Origin of the sequence: Pseudobacillus sp. 179-B 2D1 NHS, assembly GCF_045370945.1 — a bacterium.
In the GTDB taxonomy this organism is placed as follows: domain Bacteria; phylum Bacillota; class Bacilli; order Bacillales; family Domibacillaceae; genus Pseudobacillus.
Genome location: NZ_JBIQDP010000008.1, coordinates 42,151 through 60,456, shown reverse-complemented (window position 1 = coordinate 60,456; position 18,306 = coordinate 42,151). Strand labels below are relative to the sequence as shown.

The window sequence follows — 18,306 nt, the reverse complement described above, 5'->3', positions numbered from 1 at the left end:
ATTTTAACGAGAACAAGAAGGAAATTCTACTAAAAAAACGGAATGTCACAAAGGAGACAGGAATGAAAAGTCAAATTATCCAAAAAATTAAAGAATATGATACGATTATTATTCATCGTCATGTACGTCCCGATCCAGATGCCTACGGATCGCAGGGGGGGCTGGCAGAAATGATCCTCGCTTCTTTTCCCCATAAGAAGGTATACACGGTTGGAAAGGAAGAGCCGACACTTGCTTATTTGCGCAAGCTCGATGTCATCGCGGATGAAGTATATGAGGGAGCGCTCGTGATTGTATGTGATACAGCCAATCAGGAGAGAATTTGTGACCGCCGTTATCGTCTTGGAAAAGAGTGGATCAAAATTGACCATCATCCAAACGAGGACCCGTATGGCGATCTTCTGTGGGTAGATACCTCTGCCAGCTCGGTGAGTGAAATGATTTATGATTTATATAAAAGCGGCAAAGAGGAAGGACTAAGCTTGAATGATGAGGCAGCCCGGCTATTGTTTGCTGGCATTGTCGGTGACACCGGACGCTTTCTGTATCCTAGTACAACGAGACGTACCATGGTGTTTGCAGGAGAGCTTCTTCAGTTTGATTTTGATCGTGACGAGCTGTTTAACCGGATGTATGAGACGGATGAGAAAGTATTGAAATTGCAAGGGTATATCCTGCAAACATTCAATCTATCAGCAAGTGGAGCGGCTTCTGTCGTTTTAAGAAAGGAGCTTCTTGAGGAGTTTCAAGTAGCCCCTTCAGAAGCCTCCTTGCTTGTCAGCACACTCGGCAATGTAAAAGGGATCAAGGCTTGGGTTTTTTTCATCGAAGAAGAAGATCAAATCCGTGTCCGTCTTCGCTCTAAAAAACCTGTAATTAATGAGATTGCGAAAAGGTATAAAGGAGGCGGCCATCCACTCGCTGCCGGGGCTTCCGTTTATTCCTGGGAAGAGGCAGAAAACGTAGCGGCTGATCTTGATAAGCTTTGCCGGGAGGCTTAACCGCCTTCTAAATCCATCTCGAGCTGAATATGGATAGTGGTATAAAAATACCACTCTTTTACATGAAGGGAATAACTTCGTTTATTGATTTTTAGTGTTTTGTTTTCAATTGTCTGTCGAATCAGTTCTTTATGAGAATAAACTGTTTCGAGGTCCTTCGCATATAAAACAGATAGATCTTTTTTTAGCTGTTCCTTTGCATTGAAAATGCTTTGGGAGTCATCAATGCCATACTTTTTATAATTGAGAATATCAATTTCAATTTCCTGCACAATCAGCTTGTGCAGGTTTTTTTTATTAAGCTCTTTATACTCCTCCTGCCAAACTTCTAGCTGGACCTTTAATTCATCAATCGTTTTCTTTTGCTTTTCCAGTAAAGCAGCTTGCCTTTCCTGGGAAGCTCCAAACATATAAAGAAAGAGCACCCAGCTAAGGCAGAAGCCGATCGCTGCCCCGGCCAGCAGCCGCTGCAAACTCTTTTGCTTATGCAAAGTTGGCACTCTCATGGCGAAATATGCTCCCCAGTCAGCCATACGATAATAGCCGTTCCGGTAGCTGTTCCGCCCATTGCCGACAAAATGAGCAAGAATTGTTTAAATAAATCTTTTGTTTCACCATTTAAAAAGCCTCGTTCAAAGCTATAAACGGTATCAAAGGTTCCTCCGATGGCAGCGATAATTGCCCAAATTCGCAAGCCTTCACTAATTTGTGAAATGCCCGTAAAAAGCGGTCTTCCGGTTGCAAACGATGCTAGTCCCCCGATTAGCGAGCCGCCGAGTAAAACGCCAAATGCGATAAAGTAACATTTAAATAATTCATCAAAAAAGGTTTCTGCCATACGCCCTCCATAATAGCTTGTCTTTCTATTTATATATGTAAAGAAAGAGTCTCCTATGAAAGCAGAACATATTTTCTTTTTTATGGCGGCCGTCTTATAATGAAGAAAGAGGCTAGGGACGAAAAGTGTCAAGGAAGGATGAGAAGGATGTTCACACATCTGCAAGTTCAAACAGGCTACAGCCTATTGTCTAGCTCCATAGCTATTGACAAGTTGACTGTCAAGGCAAAAGAGCTGGGCTATGACGCACTCGCCATCACAGACCGCAATGTTATGTACGGGGTGGTTCCTTTTTACAAATCATGCAGGCGGGCTGGAATCAAGCCGATTATCGGCTTAATTGCCGATGTTGAAAGCAGCCTGGAGGAGGGACGTTCTTATCCGCTTGTACTGCTGGCGAAAAACAATATAGGTTACCATCATCTATTGAAGATTTCCAGTGCCATTCAAACAAGAGCTAAAGAAGGCATTCCATTAAAGTGGCTCAAAGGTTATTCAGCTGGTTTATTTGCCTTTACTCCAGGGGTAGAAGGAGAGGTGGAGCAATGGCTCTTAATCGATCCTGCACAAGCGAAGAAGGCAGCTAAATTGTTAGAACAGCAATTTGATCCAGGCCATTTTTTCTTATCGGTTGCACGTCACGGGAGAAAGAATGAGGAAACAATTATCCAAGAAATGAGAGAATTAAGTCATTCCCTTTCAATTCCGCTACTTGTGTCTAATCGAGTTACTTATTTAAATGAAGAAGAAGCATTTGCCGTTCAATGCTTAGAAGCGATCAGGGATGGAGTGAAGCTGGCAGATAAACAGATAGATGATAATAATCAAGCGTACCTTTCTTCCAAAGAGAAGATGGCTCAGTTATTCGCAGACTTGCCGGATGCTCTGGCACAAACGGTAAAAATCGCAAATGAGTGCAAAGTGGATATTCCACTCGGACGACGTCTGCTTCCTAAGTATCCGCTGCCGGAGGGCCAATCTGCTTCTCAATATTTAGAACAGCTTTGCCATAAAGGGCTGGAGGAAATAGGAGCTTCCGGGAAGCCATCTTATGCAGAGCGGCTTTCTTATGAACTTGAAACAATTAAAAAGATGGGATTTTGTGATTATTTTCTTATTGTCTGGGACTTTATGAAATTCGCAAAAGACAATCATATTTTGACAGGGCCGGGAAGAGGATCGGCCGCTGGCTCGCTCGTAGCTTATGTGCTCGGCATTACAACAGTCGATCCGCTTGAACATGGGTTGTTATTTGAGAGGTTCCTTAATCCAGAGCGCGTAACCATGCCGGATATCGACCTTGATTTTCCCGATCACCGACGGGATGAGGTCATTCGTTACGTTGCTGATAAATATGGGACGCTTCATGCGGCACAAATTATTACGTTTGGCACATTGTCGGCAAAGGCAGTTATCCGCGATATAGCCCGAGTGTTCGGTTTGTCCTCAAAGGAACTTGAACAGCTTTCCAAAATCATCCCATCACGGCCAGGGGTGACACTTAAGCAGCAGTATGCGGACTCTGACCGTTTTCGTGAGTGGGTGCACCAAACGGGAGAGCACGAAAAAATCTATCAGACGGCTTTGACACTTGAGGGGCTACCGCGCCATACATCCACACACGCCGCCGGAATGGTTATCACGGAAGAGCCTTTAACGGAACTCGTTGCTGTGCAAGAGGGACATGATCATGTGCTTCTGACCCAATTTCCAATGGATGCCCTCGAAGAACTTGGTTTGTTAAAAATTGATTTACTCGGTCTGCGCAATTTGACCATTCTGGAAAGAATGATTGATTCCATTTATTATGTTGAAGGAAAAAGGCTAGATTTGCAGAATATACCTTTACAGAATAAAGAAACGTTTCAATTGCTCGGAGAAGGAAAGACAACAGGGATTTTTCAATTGGAATCAGCGGGAATGCGAAACGTACTGATGAAGTTGCAGCCGAACCGTTTTGAGGATATTGTGGCAGTTAATGCGCTTTACCGGCCAGGTCCGATGGAAAGTATCCCTCGTTATATAGAGCGCAAGCATGGACGACAGCCGGTCCATTATCCCCACCCTGACTTAAAGGACATTTTAGAGCCGACGTATGGTGTACTTATTTATCAAGAGCAAATCATGCAGATTGCCTCAAAATTCGCTGGTTTTTCTCTAGGGGAAGCGGACTTATTGAGAAGGGCAGTTAGCAAAAAGAAAAAGGACGTGCTTGACAGCGAAAGCCATCATTTTATAGAAGGAGCAGTGAAGAGGGGCTACAGCAAAGAAGCAGCAGAAGCAATCTACCATCTAATCGTTCAGTTTGCGAATTATGGATTCAACCGAAGCCATGCGGTAGCCTATAGCTTTATTTCCTACGGAATGGCGTATATAAAAGCTCACTATCCAACCATCTTTATGGCTGCGTTGTTAAGCTCCGCTGTCGGCAATGAAGAGAAAGTGAGACAATATGTAGCAGAAGCGAAGGAGATGGGAATTTCTTTACTGCCGCCGTCTATTAATCACAGTTTTTATCCCTTTAAAGCTGAAGGAAACAGCATCCGCTTTAGCCTTGCAGCTATCAAAGGCATTGGGGCAAGTGTACTGAAAACAATTATAAATGCCCGGGAAAAAGGACCTTTTACGGACTTGTTTGATTTTTGTCTGCGTGTGCCTATTCATGCAGTGAATCGTAAGGCGCTAGAAGCCCTCTTATTTGCAGGTGCATTTGATGAGTTTAATGAAGATCGAGCTGTCCTTCTGGCCACACTTGACGTGGCGATTGAACATGCTCAGTTGATTCAGCCAATGGATAGTCCAAGCGTGGAGGACTTATTTATAGGAGATGATTTCTTCCCAAAACCAAAATATGCACAGGCAGAGCCAATGAGCATGGAAGATAAACTTCAATTTGAAAAGGAAGTCATCGGTTTCTACTTGTCTGCTCATCCAATAGAACAGTATAAGCAGCTTTTTGAGCAAGAGGGAGCTCTTCCAATTGTTCGATTGTCTGCTGGCAGCCGCAGTGTGTCTGTCGGTGTTTTTGTAAACGAAGTAAAAGTCATCCGCACGAAAAAGGGAGAAAATATGGCATTTGTTCATTGCTCAGATAACAGCGGTGAAATAGAAGGTGTCTTATTCCCAACTTCATATAGAAGGTATTCCACTCTTCTAGAAAAAGGTGCTATTCTTTATCTATCAGGAAATGCGGAAGAACGAAACGGCCGTAAACAATTGATAGTGAATCAGGTGTACAGCTTAGAAGAGGTGGAAGAGTGGCAGGTAGAAAGAGAAAAAACGCTGTACATAAAAATACCAGAGGTACCGGATGAACATTTAATTCTTGAGGATATTCACCGGCTGATCAGCTTTTCCAAAGGAAATGTGCCTGTTGTTCTTCATTATGAAAAGAACCGGCAAACGGTTAAGCTTCATGGAAGAAGCGCCGTTAAGCCGGCAGAATCGCTGCTGGAGGAATTAAGAAAGCTCGTCGGCAGCGAGAATGTAGTACTTAAATAATTCTTTACTTTACAACTGATCGCTGATAGTTTATTGTGTGTAATAGACAAAAACGTGGTCTGACCACTGAGAGCGGTTAGAATTGCCGAAATAGGGAGAGAAAAAGATGTCACTTAGAGAAGAAGCATTACATATGCATAAGGTTAATAGAGGAAAGTTGTCTACTGGCATTAAAACAAAAGTGAAAAATGCAAGAGATTTAAGCCTGGCCTATTCACCGGGTGTCGCAGAGCCATGTAAGGAAATCTATGAAAAGCCTGAAACAGTGTTTGATTATACCATTAAAGGGAACACGGTAGCGGTCGTTTCTAACGGAACCGCCGTTCTTGGGCTTGGAAATATTGGGGCAGAGGCAGCGATGCCTGTTATGGAAGGGAAAGCAGTGTTATTTAAAAGTTTTGCTGGCGTAGATGCGTTTCCAATCTGCTTAAATACAGAAGATCCAGAGAAGATCATAGAAACTGTAAAGCTGATGGAGCCAACATTCGGAGGAGTCAATTTAGAAGATATTGCAGCTCCTCATTGCTTTGAAATTGAGGAACGCCTTAAGAAGGAAACGAACATTCCCATCTTCCACGATGATCAGCATGGAACGGCTATCGTCACAGTGGCAGGTCTGTTGAATGCTCTGAAATTAACGGGAAGAAAGTTCAAAGACATTAAAGTAGTGGCCAATGGTGCTGGAGCAGCTGGCATTGCTATCATCAAGCTGCTTACAAGCTATGGAGTGCGTGATGTCATTATGTGTGACTCTCGTGGGGCTATTTATGAAGGGCGTCAAGAAGGAATGAACCCTGTGAAAGAAGAAGTGGCCAAGTATACGAATGTTCACCGTCAGGAAGGTTCACTTAAGGACGTCATTAAGGGGGCGGATGTGTTTATTGGTGTATCTGTTGCCGGCGCCCTCACAAAAGAAATGATTCAAACAATGAATCCAGAACCTATTATTTTTGCGATGGCAAATCCGGTACCGGAAGTCATGCCGGAAGAGGCAAAAATGGCAGGAGCCCGTGTGATTGGAACTGGGCGTTCAGACTTCCCGAATCAAGTAAATAATGTTCTCGCTTTTCCGGGAATTTTCCGTGGTGCACTTGATGTACGCGCGACGCACATCAATGAACAAATGAAGCAGGCAGCTGTAGAGGCTATTGCGGGACTGATTGAGGATCACGAACTAAATGCTGACTACGTGATACCAGGTCCGTTTGATCCGCGTGTAGCTCCAGCGGTAGCATCGGCAGTGGCAAAGGCAGCAATGGAAACGGGTGTAGCCCGCTTGAAAGCTGATCCTGAGGAAATTCGCCAACGTACGATGCAGTTGTCTCTTATCGGAAAAGGTGAATAAAGCTGTGGAAAATGAACGACCGCAATCAAAGTTTGCGGAAGTGGTAGACAAAATCCGTGAGATGATCGCAGCAGACGGCTTGACTCCGGGGGACAAGATGCCATCTGAGAGGGAGCTGTCTGAGCGGCTGTCTGCTGCCCGGTCCTCTGTTAGAGAGGCATTGCGGGCTCTGGAACTACTTGGATTGATTGAAACAAGACGAGGAGAGGGAACATTTCTTCGTGATTTCAGCGATCATCAGCTCGTTCAATTGCTAAGCACATTTATTTTGCAAAGAGAACAGACTCAAAAAGATGTTCGGCTAACGAAAGAGATTATGGAAATCGGCTGTTTATCCTCTGTTGTCTTACTTCCACATTTAGAGGAATTAATGTCAGAGCTTGCTGAAAGAATAAAAGACGAATCGTTTACGGAGCAGAGCTTTTTTGCTTTCTTAATGGATATAAGCGGTAATTCGCTTTTAAAAAAGATCTGGTTGATCGTATCTGATTATGCCGCGGCAATTCACAAAGAGGATAGACTATTAACGAATAAAGAGGCTTTTATCCATTTGATTTCTATAGTGAAGACTAGAAACATAAAAGATGTTATTGACGCTTACAAACAGCTTTAGGCTGTTCTGTTTTTTGCTGTCCGTCTCATAAAGTCAGATAACTAGGTTCAAGCTTTTTACAGGGAGAGGATGCAACTTGATTAAAGATTTATTTAACAAACAAAAACCAAAAAAAAGAAAGTATGCGACGATACCTACAGAAGCTAGTAAGCAAGACGTACCTGAAGGCATTATGCAAAAATGCCCTAACTGCAAAAAGATCATGTATACAAAAGAACTAAAGAAAAATTTAAGTGTTTGCTTGCAGTGTGGCCATCATCATGGAATGACGGCAATTGAACGTTGTAATTCTTTTATTGATGAGGGAACATTCGAGGAATTCGACGCCGGACTTTCTTCAACAAATCCGCTGAATTTCCCGGGGTATCTGGAAAAGCTGGAGGCAGACCGGCAAAAAACAAAAATGAATGAAGCTGTTTTAACCGGCATTGGCCGGGTGGAAGGCTTTGAAGCCGTTGTTGCCATTATGGATGCTAATTTCCGGATGGGAAGTATGGGATCAGTGGTTGGCGAAAAGATTACGAGAGCAATTGAGGAAGCAGGACGCCGGGGAGTACCGTTTATTATTTTCACTGCCTCAGGTGGAGCCAGAATGCAAGAGGGTGTGCTTTCGTTAATGCAAATGGCGAAAACAAGTGTAGCTTTAAAACGTTTTAGCGAAAATGGCGGGTTGATTATTTCCATTATGACGCATCCTACCACTGGCGGCGTATCCGCAAGTTTTGCTTCCCTTGGAGACTATAATTTCGCAGAACCAGGCGCATTGATTGGATTTGCAGGCAGGCGGATTATTGAGCAGACGATCCACGAAAAGCTGCCGGAAGATTTCCAGACAGCCGAATTTTTATTAAAGCATGGCCAGCTGGATGCAGTACTTCATCGTCATGAAATCAAGGAAAAGATCGCCTTTTTACTGGACATACATCAACCGGGTGGTGAATTGGCATGATTGGTTTAGAATTTGAAAAACCAGTGATGGAACTAAAAGGAAAGATTGCTGAATTAAAAGAGTTTACTTCAACTTCGGATGTTGATTTGACGGAAGAGATTGAAAAGCTGGAACAACGCTTGAAAAAGCTTGAGAAAGATATTTATGAAAGCATGACACCATGGGACCGTGTACAAATGGCCCGGCATCCGGAACGGCCGACAACGCTGGATTATATTAGCTATTTATTTACCGATTTTATGGAGCTTCATGGCGATCGATTGTTTGGCGATGATGGAGCGATTGTCGGTGGAGTAGCTAAATATCACGGCCTACCAGTAACTGTTATCGGTCATCAGCGAGGACGGGACACGAAGGAAAATATTAAGCGGACATTTGGCATGCCGCACCCGGAAGGATATCGAAAGGCACTTCGTCTAATGAACCAGGCAGTAAAATTTAAGCGCCCGATTATTTGTCTGATCGATACGAAAGGTGCTTACCCAGGGAAGGCCGCTGAAGAACGAGGACAGAGCGAAGCAATTGCGAAAAACTTGTTTGAAATGGCTGGCATGGAAGTGCCTATTATCTGTATTGTTATCGGCGAAGGCGGAAGCGGAGGAGCCCTTGGTCTAGGCATCGGCGATAAATTATTTATGATGGAAAATTCCACTTACTCTGTTATTTCCCCAGAAGGGGCTGCGGCTCTGCTTTGGAAAGATGCCTCTCAGGCAAAAAGGGCTGCAGAAACAATGAAGATCACAGCAGGAGATTTAAAAGACTTAGGAGTCATTGATGCCATTGTCCCTGAAGTGAGCGGAGGAGCCCATCGAAATGTTGCCCAACAAGCAGCATTAATTGATCAAACGCTGAAGCCGGCTCTTGAAGAGCTTCTTCATTTATCGATTCCGGAATTATTGGACAATCGTTATATGAAATATAAACAGATCGGAGAGTACACACTCTGATTGTTTCGTGCAAATAGACAGCGGGAAAAGAAGAACGTGCAGCGAAAGGCAAAAGCACGTTCTTTTTTAAATGTTTATAAAATATAGCCCTATCTAATTGATCATGGAACTCCATAAACATTGTGAAGGTCAGACCTTTCTGTTATTTTAGAAGAGACAAGTAGAGAATGAGCCAAACAATAAGAACTGTTTAGCTATGTCTGTAAAAAGATACATATCCAGGCGAGACGGAGGGATCCATGTGAAACGTATCGGAGTGTTGACGAGCGGTGGTGACGCACCGGGAATGAATGCAGCCGTTCGTGCTGTTGTCCGTGAAGCGATTTATCATAACCTGGAAGTATATGGGGTTTACCAAGGATACCAAGGGTTAATTTCAGGCAATATTCACAAGATGGAAGTAGGTTCAGTTGGCGATATTATTCATCGGGGAGGAACGATTCTCCGATCGGCAAGATGCCCCGAATTTCAAACAGCAGAAGGGCAGAAAAAAGGATTGAAACAGTTGGAAGAACATGGAATAGAAGGGCTTGTTGTGATTGGCGGCGATGGCTCTTACCGCGGGGCAAAAGCACTTACTGAGCTTGGCTATCCGTGTGTCGGTGTACCCGGGACAATCGATAATGATATTCCGGGCACCGAATTCACAATCGGTTTTGATACGGCTTTAAACACGATCATTGATGCAATTGATAAAATCCGAGATACGGCAAGTTCTCATGAACGCACATTTATCGTGGAAGTAATGGGAAGAAACGCCGGAGATCTGGCGTTGTGGGCCGGCCTTGCTGGCGGGGCGGAAACGATCTTAATTCCGGAAGAACCACTTGATATGGAGGCGATCAAAGTCCGGCTGTTGAATGGGCTTGAGCGCGGAAAAAGACACAGTATTATTATTGTGGCTGAAGGCGTAATGAGTGGAAATGACTTTGCTGAGAAAGTAAAAAAAATGACTGGAATTGAAACGAGGGTATCTGTGCTTGGCCATATGCAGCGAGGGGGCTCTCCAACAGCTGCCGACCGGATGCTTGCAAGCCGGCTTGGTGCTCGAGCTGTCGAGCTGTTGATAGCAGGAAAAGGCGGCCGTGCAGTCGGCATTGAGCGCAATGAGCTGGTTGATTATGACATTGTAGAAGCACTAGCTCTTCCACATAAGCTGGATCTAAATATTTCCCGATTAGCTAAAGAGTTATCTATTTAATTGATTTTCACGAGGAGGCTCTCAAAAGATGAGAAAGACAAAGATTGTATGTACGATTGGTCCGGCAAGTGAAAGCCCGTCCATGCTCGAAAAGTTAATGGAAGCTGGCATGAATATTGCCCGTTTGAATTTTTCCCATGGGAATCACGAAGAGCATGCACAGCGAATCAAAAATATTCGCGAAGCTGCAAAGAAGACCGGAAAAACAATCGGTATTTTGTTAGATACGAAAGGCCCTGAAATTCGCACACATAATATGGAAAATGATGCTATAGAGCTAACAGCTGGCAGTCAAGTGATAGTATCTATGCATGAAGTGCTCGGAACATCCGAAAAATTTTCGGTTACATATGAGGGATTGATAGAGGATATTAAGCCGGGAGGAAAAATCCTGTTGGATGACGGCTTAATTGCCCTTGAAGTAACAGACATCGATAGATCAGCAGGCGAAATCCAAACAAAAGTACTGAACAGTGGCACGCTAAAAAATAAAAAGGGTGTAAATGTGCCCGGTGTATCGATCAATCTTCCAGGAATTACTGAAAAGGATGCAGAAGATATCAAGTTCGGTATTGAACAAGACGTTGACTTTATTGCTGCTTCTTTTGTTCGTCGCGCTTCTGACGTTCTCGAGATTCATGAGTTGCTGGAACTGCATGGAGCGAGCCATATTCAAATCATCCCTAAAATTGAGAATCAAGAAGGAGTCGATAATATCGACAGCATTCTTGAGGTATCGGATGGATTGATGGTAGCACGCGGAGATCTTGGCGTGGAAATTCCTGCCGAGGAAGTGCCGCTCGTGCAAAAAAGGTTAATTCAGCGTTGCAACACTCTCGGCAAGCCGGTTATTACGGCGACACAAATGCTTGATTCCATGCAGCGTAACCCGCGCCCGACACGTGCGGAAGCAAGTGATGTAGCCAATGCTATTTTTGATGGTACAGATGCGATTATGCTTTCTGGGGAAACAGCTGCAGGAACGTATCCTCTTGAGGCGGTACAAACGATGCACAGCATTGCAGATCGCACAGAGACGGCTTTAAATTACTCAGAAATCTTATCTATACGTAGCAAAGTAAGTGGACATACAATGACCGATGCGATCGGACAATCAGTGGCCCATACGGCAAACAATTTAGATGTACAAGCGATTGTGACGCCAACGGAGAGTGGACACACTGCTCGAATGATTTCACGCTATCGTTCAAAAGCACCGATTGTCGCGGTTACATCCAGTGAACGAGTTTCACGCAGCCTTGCACTTGTCTGGGGAGTATTCCCAAATATCGGTCCTAAAGTAAAGACAACAGATGAAATGCTTGAGCTCGCTGTACAACAAAGCATAAGTACGGGTCTCGTCAAGCACGGAGATTTAATCGTCATCACAGCCGGTGTTCCAGTAGGCGAATCGGGTACGACAAATCTGATGAAAATCCATGTGGTTGGGGACGTTTTAATGAAAGGCCAAGGGATTGGGCGAAAATCGGCTTATGGCAAGGTCGTCGTTGCTAAAAACGCATCAGAAGCACTAGAAAGGATAGAAGAAGGGGACATCCTTGTAACGATCGGCAGCGACAGAGACATGGTGCCGGCTATCGAAAAATGTGCAGCGCTGATTACAGAGGAAAGTGGATTGACAAGCCACGGTGCTGTTGTCGGTATCAATTTGGGCATTCCGGTCCTAGTTGGAGTAGAAGAAGCGACGTCGATTTTAAAGGATGGACAAGAAATTACTGTGGATGCCTCCAGAGGCATTGTTTATAACGGGCATGCCAATGTCCTTTAATTAAGAAAATGAAAGCTGTTCAGCAACTGACAGATTGTCGGCTGCTGAACAGCTTTTTTTATAAGTAACAAGTGTATGAAGAGACAATAGATGCGTCTATTTTTGCGGACGGCTGGGGAGGGATGATACAATAAAGAAGAACATAAATTGTTTAAAAAGGGGAAAATCCGTTGCGATATTTATTATTTATTTTTATTGTTGCTCCGGCATTGGAAATTAGTCTACTGATGCTTTCAGGAAAAACTATAGGAGTTTGGCCAACATTTCTGTTGATTTTAACAACAGGTTTTTTAGGAGCTTATTTTGCTAAGAAACAAGGAATGCAGGCGGTTATAAAGTTGCGTGAAGATATTCAGAACGGCCGGTTCATTGGTGATACGGTAATCGATGGCGTATGCATATTGGTCGGCGGCTTGTTGCTTTTAGCCCCGGGCTTTATTACAGATATTTTAGGTTTTTTACTTTTGCTTCCCTTCACAAGAAAATGGGTTAAACCACTCTTATTAAAACTATTTCGTCGTTCTTTTCAAAATGGAAATGTCATTATCATGAAATAGAAAAGCGTCAGCCAGCGGCTGACGCTTTTCTATTTCATCGGAGGTGGCACATCTTCTCCTGTAATATAGTTTCGTAAATCTGTAAATACTCCTGCACTGCTGAGAGCGTTAATAATAACGAGTGTAACAGGGCCGAGAATCAGACCGAAGAAACCAGCAAGCTTAAAGCCGACAAATAAGGCAATCAGCGTAGCTAGAGGGTCCAGGCCGATGCTGGAGGACAATACTTTAGGCTCCATAATCTGACGCTGAACAATGATGATCACGTATAAAACAGTTAAACCAATGGCTAGGCCAGTATCTCCGGCAATAAATTCGTATATAATCCATGGCACGAATAGGGTGCCTGTCCCGAGATAAGGAAGCAAATCAACAAGCCCCGCAACAAGAGCGAGTGTAATTGCATAATTTACCCGCAAAATAAGCAATCCTACAAGAACGATAAAGGTCGTAATCGAAATGAGTGTCAATTGGGCGCGCAAAAAGCCGAATAACGCCCTTTTTAAAGCGGCAAACACGTTAATCAAGCTTGTCCTTGCTTTTACGGGTAAGTAATGAATCGTCCGCTTCTGAAGATTCTCCCAATCTTTAGTAATGAAAAAAGCAGCAAGAAATGAGAAAATTAATGCGGTCGCGAAATTAGGGACCCATGAGATTAATTTTGGGAGTTTCAAAAAGAAGTTCTGGATAAACTCTCCTGCTGTTGAGGCGAACTGTTCCCCTGCTTGGCGAATGTTTGTAGAGATGGTCTCCTGCTGGCCGGTATCAAGAGAATGAAACAGCCCTGCTGCCCGTTCATATATTGGGATCACTTGAGAAGCGAAGAGGTTTTCTATTTGCTCCACTACAACGTGAACGTGGCGGGGAACAACAGAGGCGAAATAATTCGCGCCTGAAACAATTTCAGCGATTAAAAGCGTCATTCCACCAGCGAAAATAGCCAAAATAAGAAGGATAGCTGTGCCGGCAGCAGCAGCTCGTGGCAACCTCACCTTTTTCTCCAAAAAACGAACGAATGGCTGAATAAGAAAAGCAACTGCAAAGCCGATGATAAATGGGTACGTTATTTTTGCAACATAATATAAAGAGAGTAAAAGTAACGCGGTGGAAATAATTACAATCAGAAAGCGTATCAACCTATGCCAGTTGGATGAATTCAAGGCTTCACCTCCTATGCCTCACATTGTATCAATCTGATCAGGGGAGAGAAAGAAAAATGGCTCGTATTATAACGACAAAAATTGCATAAAAGAAAGGGGTAGAGATATGCAGCCTTATCTATTCTTACTGATGTTACTTGCCATCGCGCTCATTGCGAAAAATCAATCGCTTCTTCTGGCTGTTATTGTTTTGCTCGTACTGAAAGTGATTGGTTTAGATGACAAGCTGTTTGCGGCTGTTCAAACGAAGGGAATCAACTGGGGAGTAGCAGTCATTACTATTGCGGTGTTGGTGCCGATTGCGACAGGAGAAATTGGGTTTAGGGAGCTGGGGGATTCTCTAAAGTCTCCTTATGCATGGATCGCTCTCATCTCTGGTATGCTTGTAGCCCTTCTCGGCAAAAGCGGCGTGACGTTGCTGGCGGAGGATCCTCATATTACGACCGCACTTGTCTTTGGAACGATTGCAGCGGTAGCTCTTTTTAATGGCGTGGCCGTTGGTCCATTGATCGGCGCAGGCATCGCCTACACGGTTATGAAAGTTCTTGAGTGGTTTCAATAGAAATTTTAGCCGCTCCCATGTATAATGAGTACAGGAAGAAAATAATTTTTTAGTATAACATGTTTTTTCCCCGTGTTTTGTTGAGAAACCATGGCGATTTTGTAGAATTTTAGACACTTTTCATTCACAAACATTAAATTATTGTTTATAATATCAGGTGAAAGCGCAATCTTTAAAAATGTTCGTGTTTTACATGAAACTTTACTGAGCAAGAACTCAGTTAAAAATGCTTTCAAAAAAGGCAATGGGGGAAATTAACAGTCGAAGGAGAGAATGATTATGACGACCGCTCGTGGATTAGAAGGAGTAGTAGCAACAACATCTTCAGTAAGCTCTATTATTGATGACACTCTTACATACGCTGGCTACAACATCGATGATTTAGCTGAAAATGCAAGCTTTGAAGAAGTTATTTATCTGCTATGGCACCGAAAACTTCCTACACAGGCAGAGCTAGATGAGCTGAAGCAGCAATTGTCAGACAGCTATGATCTTCCTCAAGAAGTACTTAACCACTTTAAAATGTATCCAATTGATAAAGTCCATCCAATGGCCGCCCTCCGCACAGCTGTTTCATTAATTGGTTTGTACGATGAAGAAGCGGATGTTATGAGCGAGGAAGCAAATTACCGCAAGGCAGTTCGTCTGCAAGCAAAAATCCCTGCGCTTGTAACTGCGTTTGCCCGCATCCGTAAAGGCGAAGAGCCGATAGCGCCACGCAAAGATTTCGGTTTAGCAGCGAACTTCCTGTACATGCTTTCCGGAAAAGAACCGGAGGCTGTCGAAATCGAAGCGTTTGACAAAGCGCTCGTTCTGCATGCGGACCATGAATTAAACGCTTCTACATTTACAGCTCGCGTATGTGTAGCTACTTTATCTGACGTTTATTCTGGAGTAACAGCAGCCATTTCTGCTTTAAAAGGCCCGCTTCATGGCGGGGCGAATGAGCAGGTAATGAAAATGCTCACTGAGATCGGTTCCGTTGATAACGTAGAGCCGTATATCTTGAGCAAGTTAAACAATAAAGAAAAAATTATGGGCTTCGGCCATCGTGTATACCGTCAAGGCGACCCGCGTGCGAAGCACTTGAAGGAAATGTCAAGAAGATTGACAGAATTAACTGGAGAGCCACAATGGTACGAGATGTCCACACAAATTGAGGAACTTGTAACAACGCAGAAGAAACTTCCGCCAAATGTGGATTTCTATTCTGCATCCGTTTACCATAGCCTGGGCATAGAGCATGATTTGTTCACGCCAATTTTTGCTGTAAGCCGTGTATCTGGCTGGTTGGCACACATCTTGGAACAGTATTCAAACAACCGTTTAATCCGTCCACGTGCTGAATACACAGGTCCTGGTATGCAAGAGTACGTACCGATCGGTAAGCGCAAGTAATTCTAATATTTACAAACACCCAAAAAATTGGTGTAATATAAATTGAGTAACAGAGGTTAGAGGGCGTATGCCTCTAACCTTTGATTATGGAATTGGAGGTATTTTTCATGTCACAAGGCGAAAAAATTACTGTATCAAATGGAGTTTTAAATGTACCAAACCATCCAGTAATCCCATTCATTGAAGGGGACGGAATTGGCCCTGATATCTGGGCAGCAGCTTCCCGTGTACTTGATGCTGCTGTTGAGAAAGCATATAACGGTGAAAAGAAGATCGAATGGAAAGAAGTATATGCCGGAGAAAAAGCATTTAACAAAACAGGCGAATGGCTTCCGGAAGAAACACTAGAGCAAATTCGTGAATATTTGATTGCTATTAAAGGTCCATTAACAACACCAATCGGCGGCGGATTCCGCTCTTTAAACGTAGCGCTTCGCCAGGAATTAGACTTATTCGTCTGCTTGCGTCCTGTTCGTTACTTCGACGGAGTACCTTCTCCGATCAAACGCCCTGAAGATACTGATATGGTTATCTTCCGTGAAAATACAGAAGATATTTACGCTGGTATTGAATACAAGGAAGGTTCAGATGAAGTGGAAAAAGTCATCGACTTCCTGAAAAATGAAATGGGTGTAAATAAAATCCGTTTCCCTGAAACTTCAGGTATTGGTATTAAGCCAATCTCTAAAGAAGGAACTACTCGCTTAGTACGAGCAGCGATCAACTATGCTATTAAAGAAGGCCGCAAATCTGTTACTTTAGTACATAAAGGTAACATTATGAAATTTACTGAAGGTGCGTTCAAAAACTGGGGCTATGAATTAGCTGAAAAAGAATTCGGCGAAAAAGTATTCACTTGGGCTCAGTACGATAAAATTAAAGAAGAACAGGGAACAGAAGCAGCAAACAAAGCGCAGGCTGATGCAGAAGCTGCTGGCAAGATCATCGTTAAAGATGCCATTGCTGATATATTCCTTCAACAAATTTTAACTCGTCCAAAAGAATTTGATGTAGTAGCAACAATGAACTTAAACGGTGACTACATTTCTGATGCACTTGCTGCACAAGTGGGTGGAATCGGAATTGCACCGGGAGCCAATATTAACTATGAAACAGGACATGCTATTTTTGAAGCGACACACGGAACAGCTCCAAAATATGCAGGACTTGATAAAGTAAATCCTTCTTCTGTTCTACTTTCAGGTGTATTAATGCTTGAACACTTAGGATGGAATGAAGCAGCTAATCTTATCACTGCATCTGTTGAAAAAACCATTGCGTCTAAAGTAGTTACTTATGACTTTGCCCGTTTAATGGAAGGCGCAACAGAAGTAAAAACTTCTGAGTTTGCTGATGAATTAATCAAGAACCTTTAATTAGTATCAACACCGTTCTTTTTACAAAGGAACGGTGTTATATGTATTCCATACCATACCTAATTTTAAGGGGGACTCACACATGTCTTTGAAACGTAAAAAGATTTCTGTCATCGGTGCGGGATTTACAGGAGCAACAACGGCATTTTTGCTTGCACAGAAAGAACTAGGAGACGTTGTACTAGTTGATATTCCACAAGCGGAAGGCCCAACCAAAGGCAAAGCCCTTGATATGCTTGAAGCAAGTCCTGTGCAAGGATTTGATACGAACATCATCGGTACATCCAGCTATGAAGATACGAAAGATTCTGATCTGGTCATCATTACAGCTGGAATTGCTCGTAAGCCAGGGATGAGCCGGGATGACCTGGTACAAACAAACCAAAAAGTGATGAAGGCTGTAACAGCTGAAATTGCGAAAAGCTCTCCAAATTGCCATATTATCGTGCTAACGAACCCTGCCGATGCGATGACTTATACTGTGTTTAAAGAATCAGGATTCCCGAAAAACCGCGTGATCGGCCAATCAGGCGTTCTTGATACCGCTCGTTTCCGTACATTCGTTGCACAAGAGTTAAATTTGTCTGTAAAAGATATTACAGGCTTTGTTCTTGGCGGCCACGGCGATGACATGGTCCCACTTGTACGTTATTCTTACGCAGGCGGTATTCCTTTAGAAAAATTGATTCCGCAAGATCGTCTTGAGGCCATTGTTGAACGTACACGCAAAGGCGGCGGTGAAATCGTTTCTCTTTTAGGTAACGGTTCTGCTTACTATGCACCAGCTGCTTCCCTTGTAGAAATGGCAGAGGCTATTTTGAAAGATCAACGCCGCATTCTTCCTGCTATTGCTTATCTTGAAGGTGAATATGGACACGAGGGCCTTTATCTAGGGGTACCGACAATTCTCGGTAAAGATGGCATTGAAAAAGTAATTGAGCTTGAGCTAACAGAGAATGAGAAGGCGGCGCTGCAAAAATCAGTTGATTCTGTGCGTAATGTGATGAGTGTTCTTTCTTGATAAATAGGTATTTACAAAAACCCCCAGTTTCCCCTGGGGGTTTTTGTA

At 43.4% G+C, this 18,306-nt stretch carries 16 protein-coding genes; 13 read left to right on the top strand and 3 right to left on the bottom strand.

The window, feature by feature from the left end:
* Positions 1-62 precede the first annotated feature (62 nt).
* The gene (locus ACH0BF_RS10090) at positions 63-1,001 is read left to right on the top strand and encodes a DHH family phosphoesterase (protein WP_406909340.1); all 939 of its coding nucleotides are present in this window, start codon (positions 63-65) and stop codon (positions 999-1,001) included.
* Here the strand turns inward: ACH0BF_RS10090 and ytrI are convergent.
* Both ytrI and ytrH read right to left on the bottom strand, forming a co-directional pair.
* Positions 998-1,507 carry a sporulation membrane protein YtrI gene (ytrI, locus tag ACH0BF_RS10085; protein ID WP_120033755.1) on the bottom strand — a complete coding sequence of 170 codons (510 nt, stop codon included), beginning with the start codon at positions 1,505-1,507 and terminating at the stop codon, positions 998-1,000. The genes ACH0BF_RS10090 and ytrI overlap by 4 nt on opposite strands.
* Positions 1,504-1,839: a sporulation membrane protein YtrH gene (ytrH, locus tag ACH0BF_RS10080; RefSeq protein WP_120033753.1), complete on the bottom strand. Its 336-nt coding sequence runs from the start codon at positions 1,837-1,839 to the stop codon at positions 1,504-1,506. The genes ytrI and ytrH overlap by 4 nt, the downstream gene beginning before the upstream one ends.
* Positions 1,840-1,986: 147 nt before the next feature.
* On the opposite strand from ytrH, the gene dnaE reads away from it, so the two are divergent.
* The 8 genes from dnaE (at position 1,987) to ACH0BF_RS10040 (ending at position 12,741) form a co-directional block, all read left to right on the top strand.
* Positions 1,987-5,340, top strand: coding sequence for a DNA polymerase III subunit alpha (dnaE, locus tag ACH0BF_RS10075; RefSeq protein ID WP_406909339.1), 3,354 nt, complete (start codon positions 1,987-1,989; stop codon positions 5,338-5,340).
* A 106-nt stretch (positions 5,341-5,446) separates the two neighbouring features.
* A complete protein-coding gene (gene ystJ / locus ACH0BF_RS10070; RefSeq protein WP_120033750.1) occupies positions 5,447-6,685 on the top strand; it encodes an NADP-dependent malic enzyme in 1,239 nt (412 codons plus the stop codon).
* 4 nt (positions 6,686-6,689) lie between these two features.
* Positions 6,690-7,298: a FadR/GntR family transcriptional regulator gene (locus ACH0BF_RS10065; protein WP_340852924.1), complete on the top strand. Its 609-nt coding sequence runs from the start codon at positions 6,690-6,692 to the stop codon at positions 7,296-7,298.
* 76 nt (positions 7,299-7,374) lie between these two features.
* Positions 7,375-8,247, top strand: a complete 873-nt coding sequence (accD, locus tag ACH0BF_RS10060) for an acetyl-CoA carboxylase, carboxyltransferase subunit beta (protein WP_120033745.1) — start codon at positions 7,375-7,377, stop codon at positions 8,245-8,247.
* Entirely contained in the window at positions 8,244-9,194 is a 951-nt protein-coding gene (gene accA, locus ACH0BF_RS10055; protein WP_120033743.1) for an acetyl-CoA carboxylase carboxyl transferase subunit alpha, read from the top strand. The genes accD and accA overlap by 4 nt, the downstream gene beginning before the upstream one ends.
* Before the next feature lie 241 nt (positions 9,195-9,435).
* A complete protein-coding gene (gene pfkA, locus ACH0BF_RS10050) occupies positions 9,436-10,395 on the top strand; it encodes a 6-phosphofructokinase (RefSeq protein WP_340852929.1) in 960 nt (319 codons plus the stop codon).
* Between the two features lie 28 nt (positions 10,396-10,423).
* Positions 10,424-12,184: a pyruvate kinase gene (gene pyk / locus ACH0BF_RS10045; protein WP_120033739.1), complete on the top strand. Its 1,761-nt coding sequence runs from the start codon at positions 10,424-10,426 to the stop codon at positions 12,182-12,184.
* 170 nt (positions 12,185-12,354) lie between these two features.
* The gene (locus ACH0BF_RS10040; protein WP_120033736.1) at positions 12,355-12,741 is read left to right on the top strand and encodes an FxsA family protein; all 387 of its coding nucleotides are present in this window, start codon (positions 12,355-12,357) and stop codon (positions 12,739-12,741) included.
* Between the two features lie 29 nt (positions 12,742-12,770).
* Here ACH0BF_RS10040 and ytvI read toward each other — a convergent pair whose 3' ends face one another.
* Positions 12,771-13,901: a sporulation integral membrane protein YtvI gene (gene ytvI / locus ACH0BF_RS10035; protein ID WP_120033734.1), complete on the bottom strand. Its 1,131-nt coding sequence runs from the start codon at positions 13,899-13,901 to the stop codon at positions 12,771-12,773.
* Between the two features lie 106 nt (positions 13,902-14,007).
* Between ytvI and ACH0BF_RS10030 the strand changes: the two genes are divergently transcribed.
* The 4 genes from ACH0BF_RS10030 to mdh all read left to right on the top strand — a co-directional run bounded on the left by ACH0BF_RS10030 (position 14,008) and on the right by mdh (position 18,258).
* Entirely contained in the window at positions 14,008-14,463 is a 456-nt protein-coding gene (locus ACH0BF_RS10030) for a DUF441 domain-containing protein (protein ID WP_120033732.1), read from the top strand.
* A gap of 279 nt (positions 14,464-14,742) precedes the next feature.
* Positions 14,743-15,861 carry a citrate synthase gene (gene citZ / locus ACH0BF_RS10025; protein WP_120033730.1) on the top strand — a complete coding sequence of 373 codons (1,119 nt, stop codon included), beginning with the start codon at positions 14,743-14,745 and terminating at the stop codon, positions 15,859-15,861.
* A gap of 86 nt (positions 15,862-15,947) precedes the next feature.
* Entirely contained in the window at positions 15,948-17,237 is a 1,290-nt protein-coding gene (gene icd, locus ACH0BF_RS10020) for an NADP-dependent isocitrate dehydrogenase (RefSeq protein WP_406909364.1), read from the top strand.
* Positions 17,238-17,319: 82 nt separating this feature from the next.
* The gene (mdh, locus tag ACH0BF_RS10015) at positions 17,320-18,258 is read left to right on the top strand and encodes a malate dehydrogenase (protein WP_120033725.1); all 939 of its coding nucleotides are present in this window, start codon (positions 17,320-17,322) and stop codon (positions 18,256-18,258) included.
* The last annotated feature ends 48 nt before the right edge of the window (positions 18,259-18,306 follow it).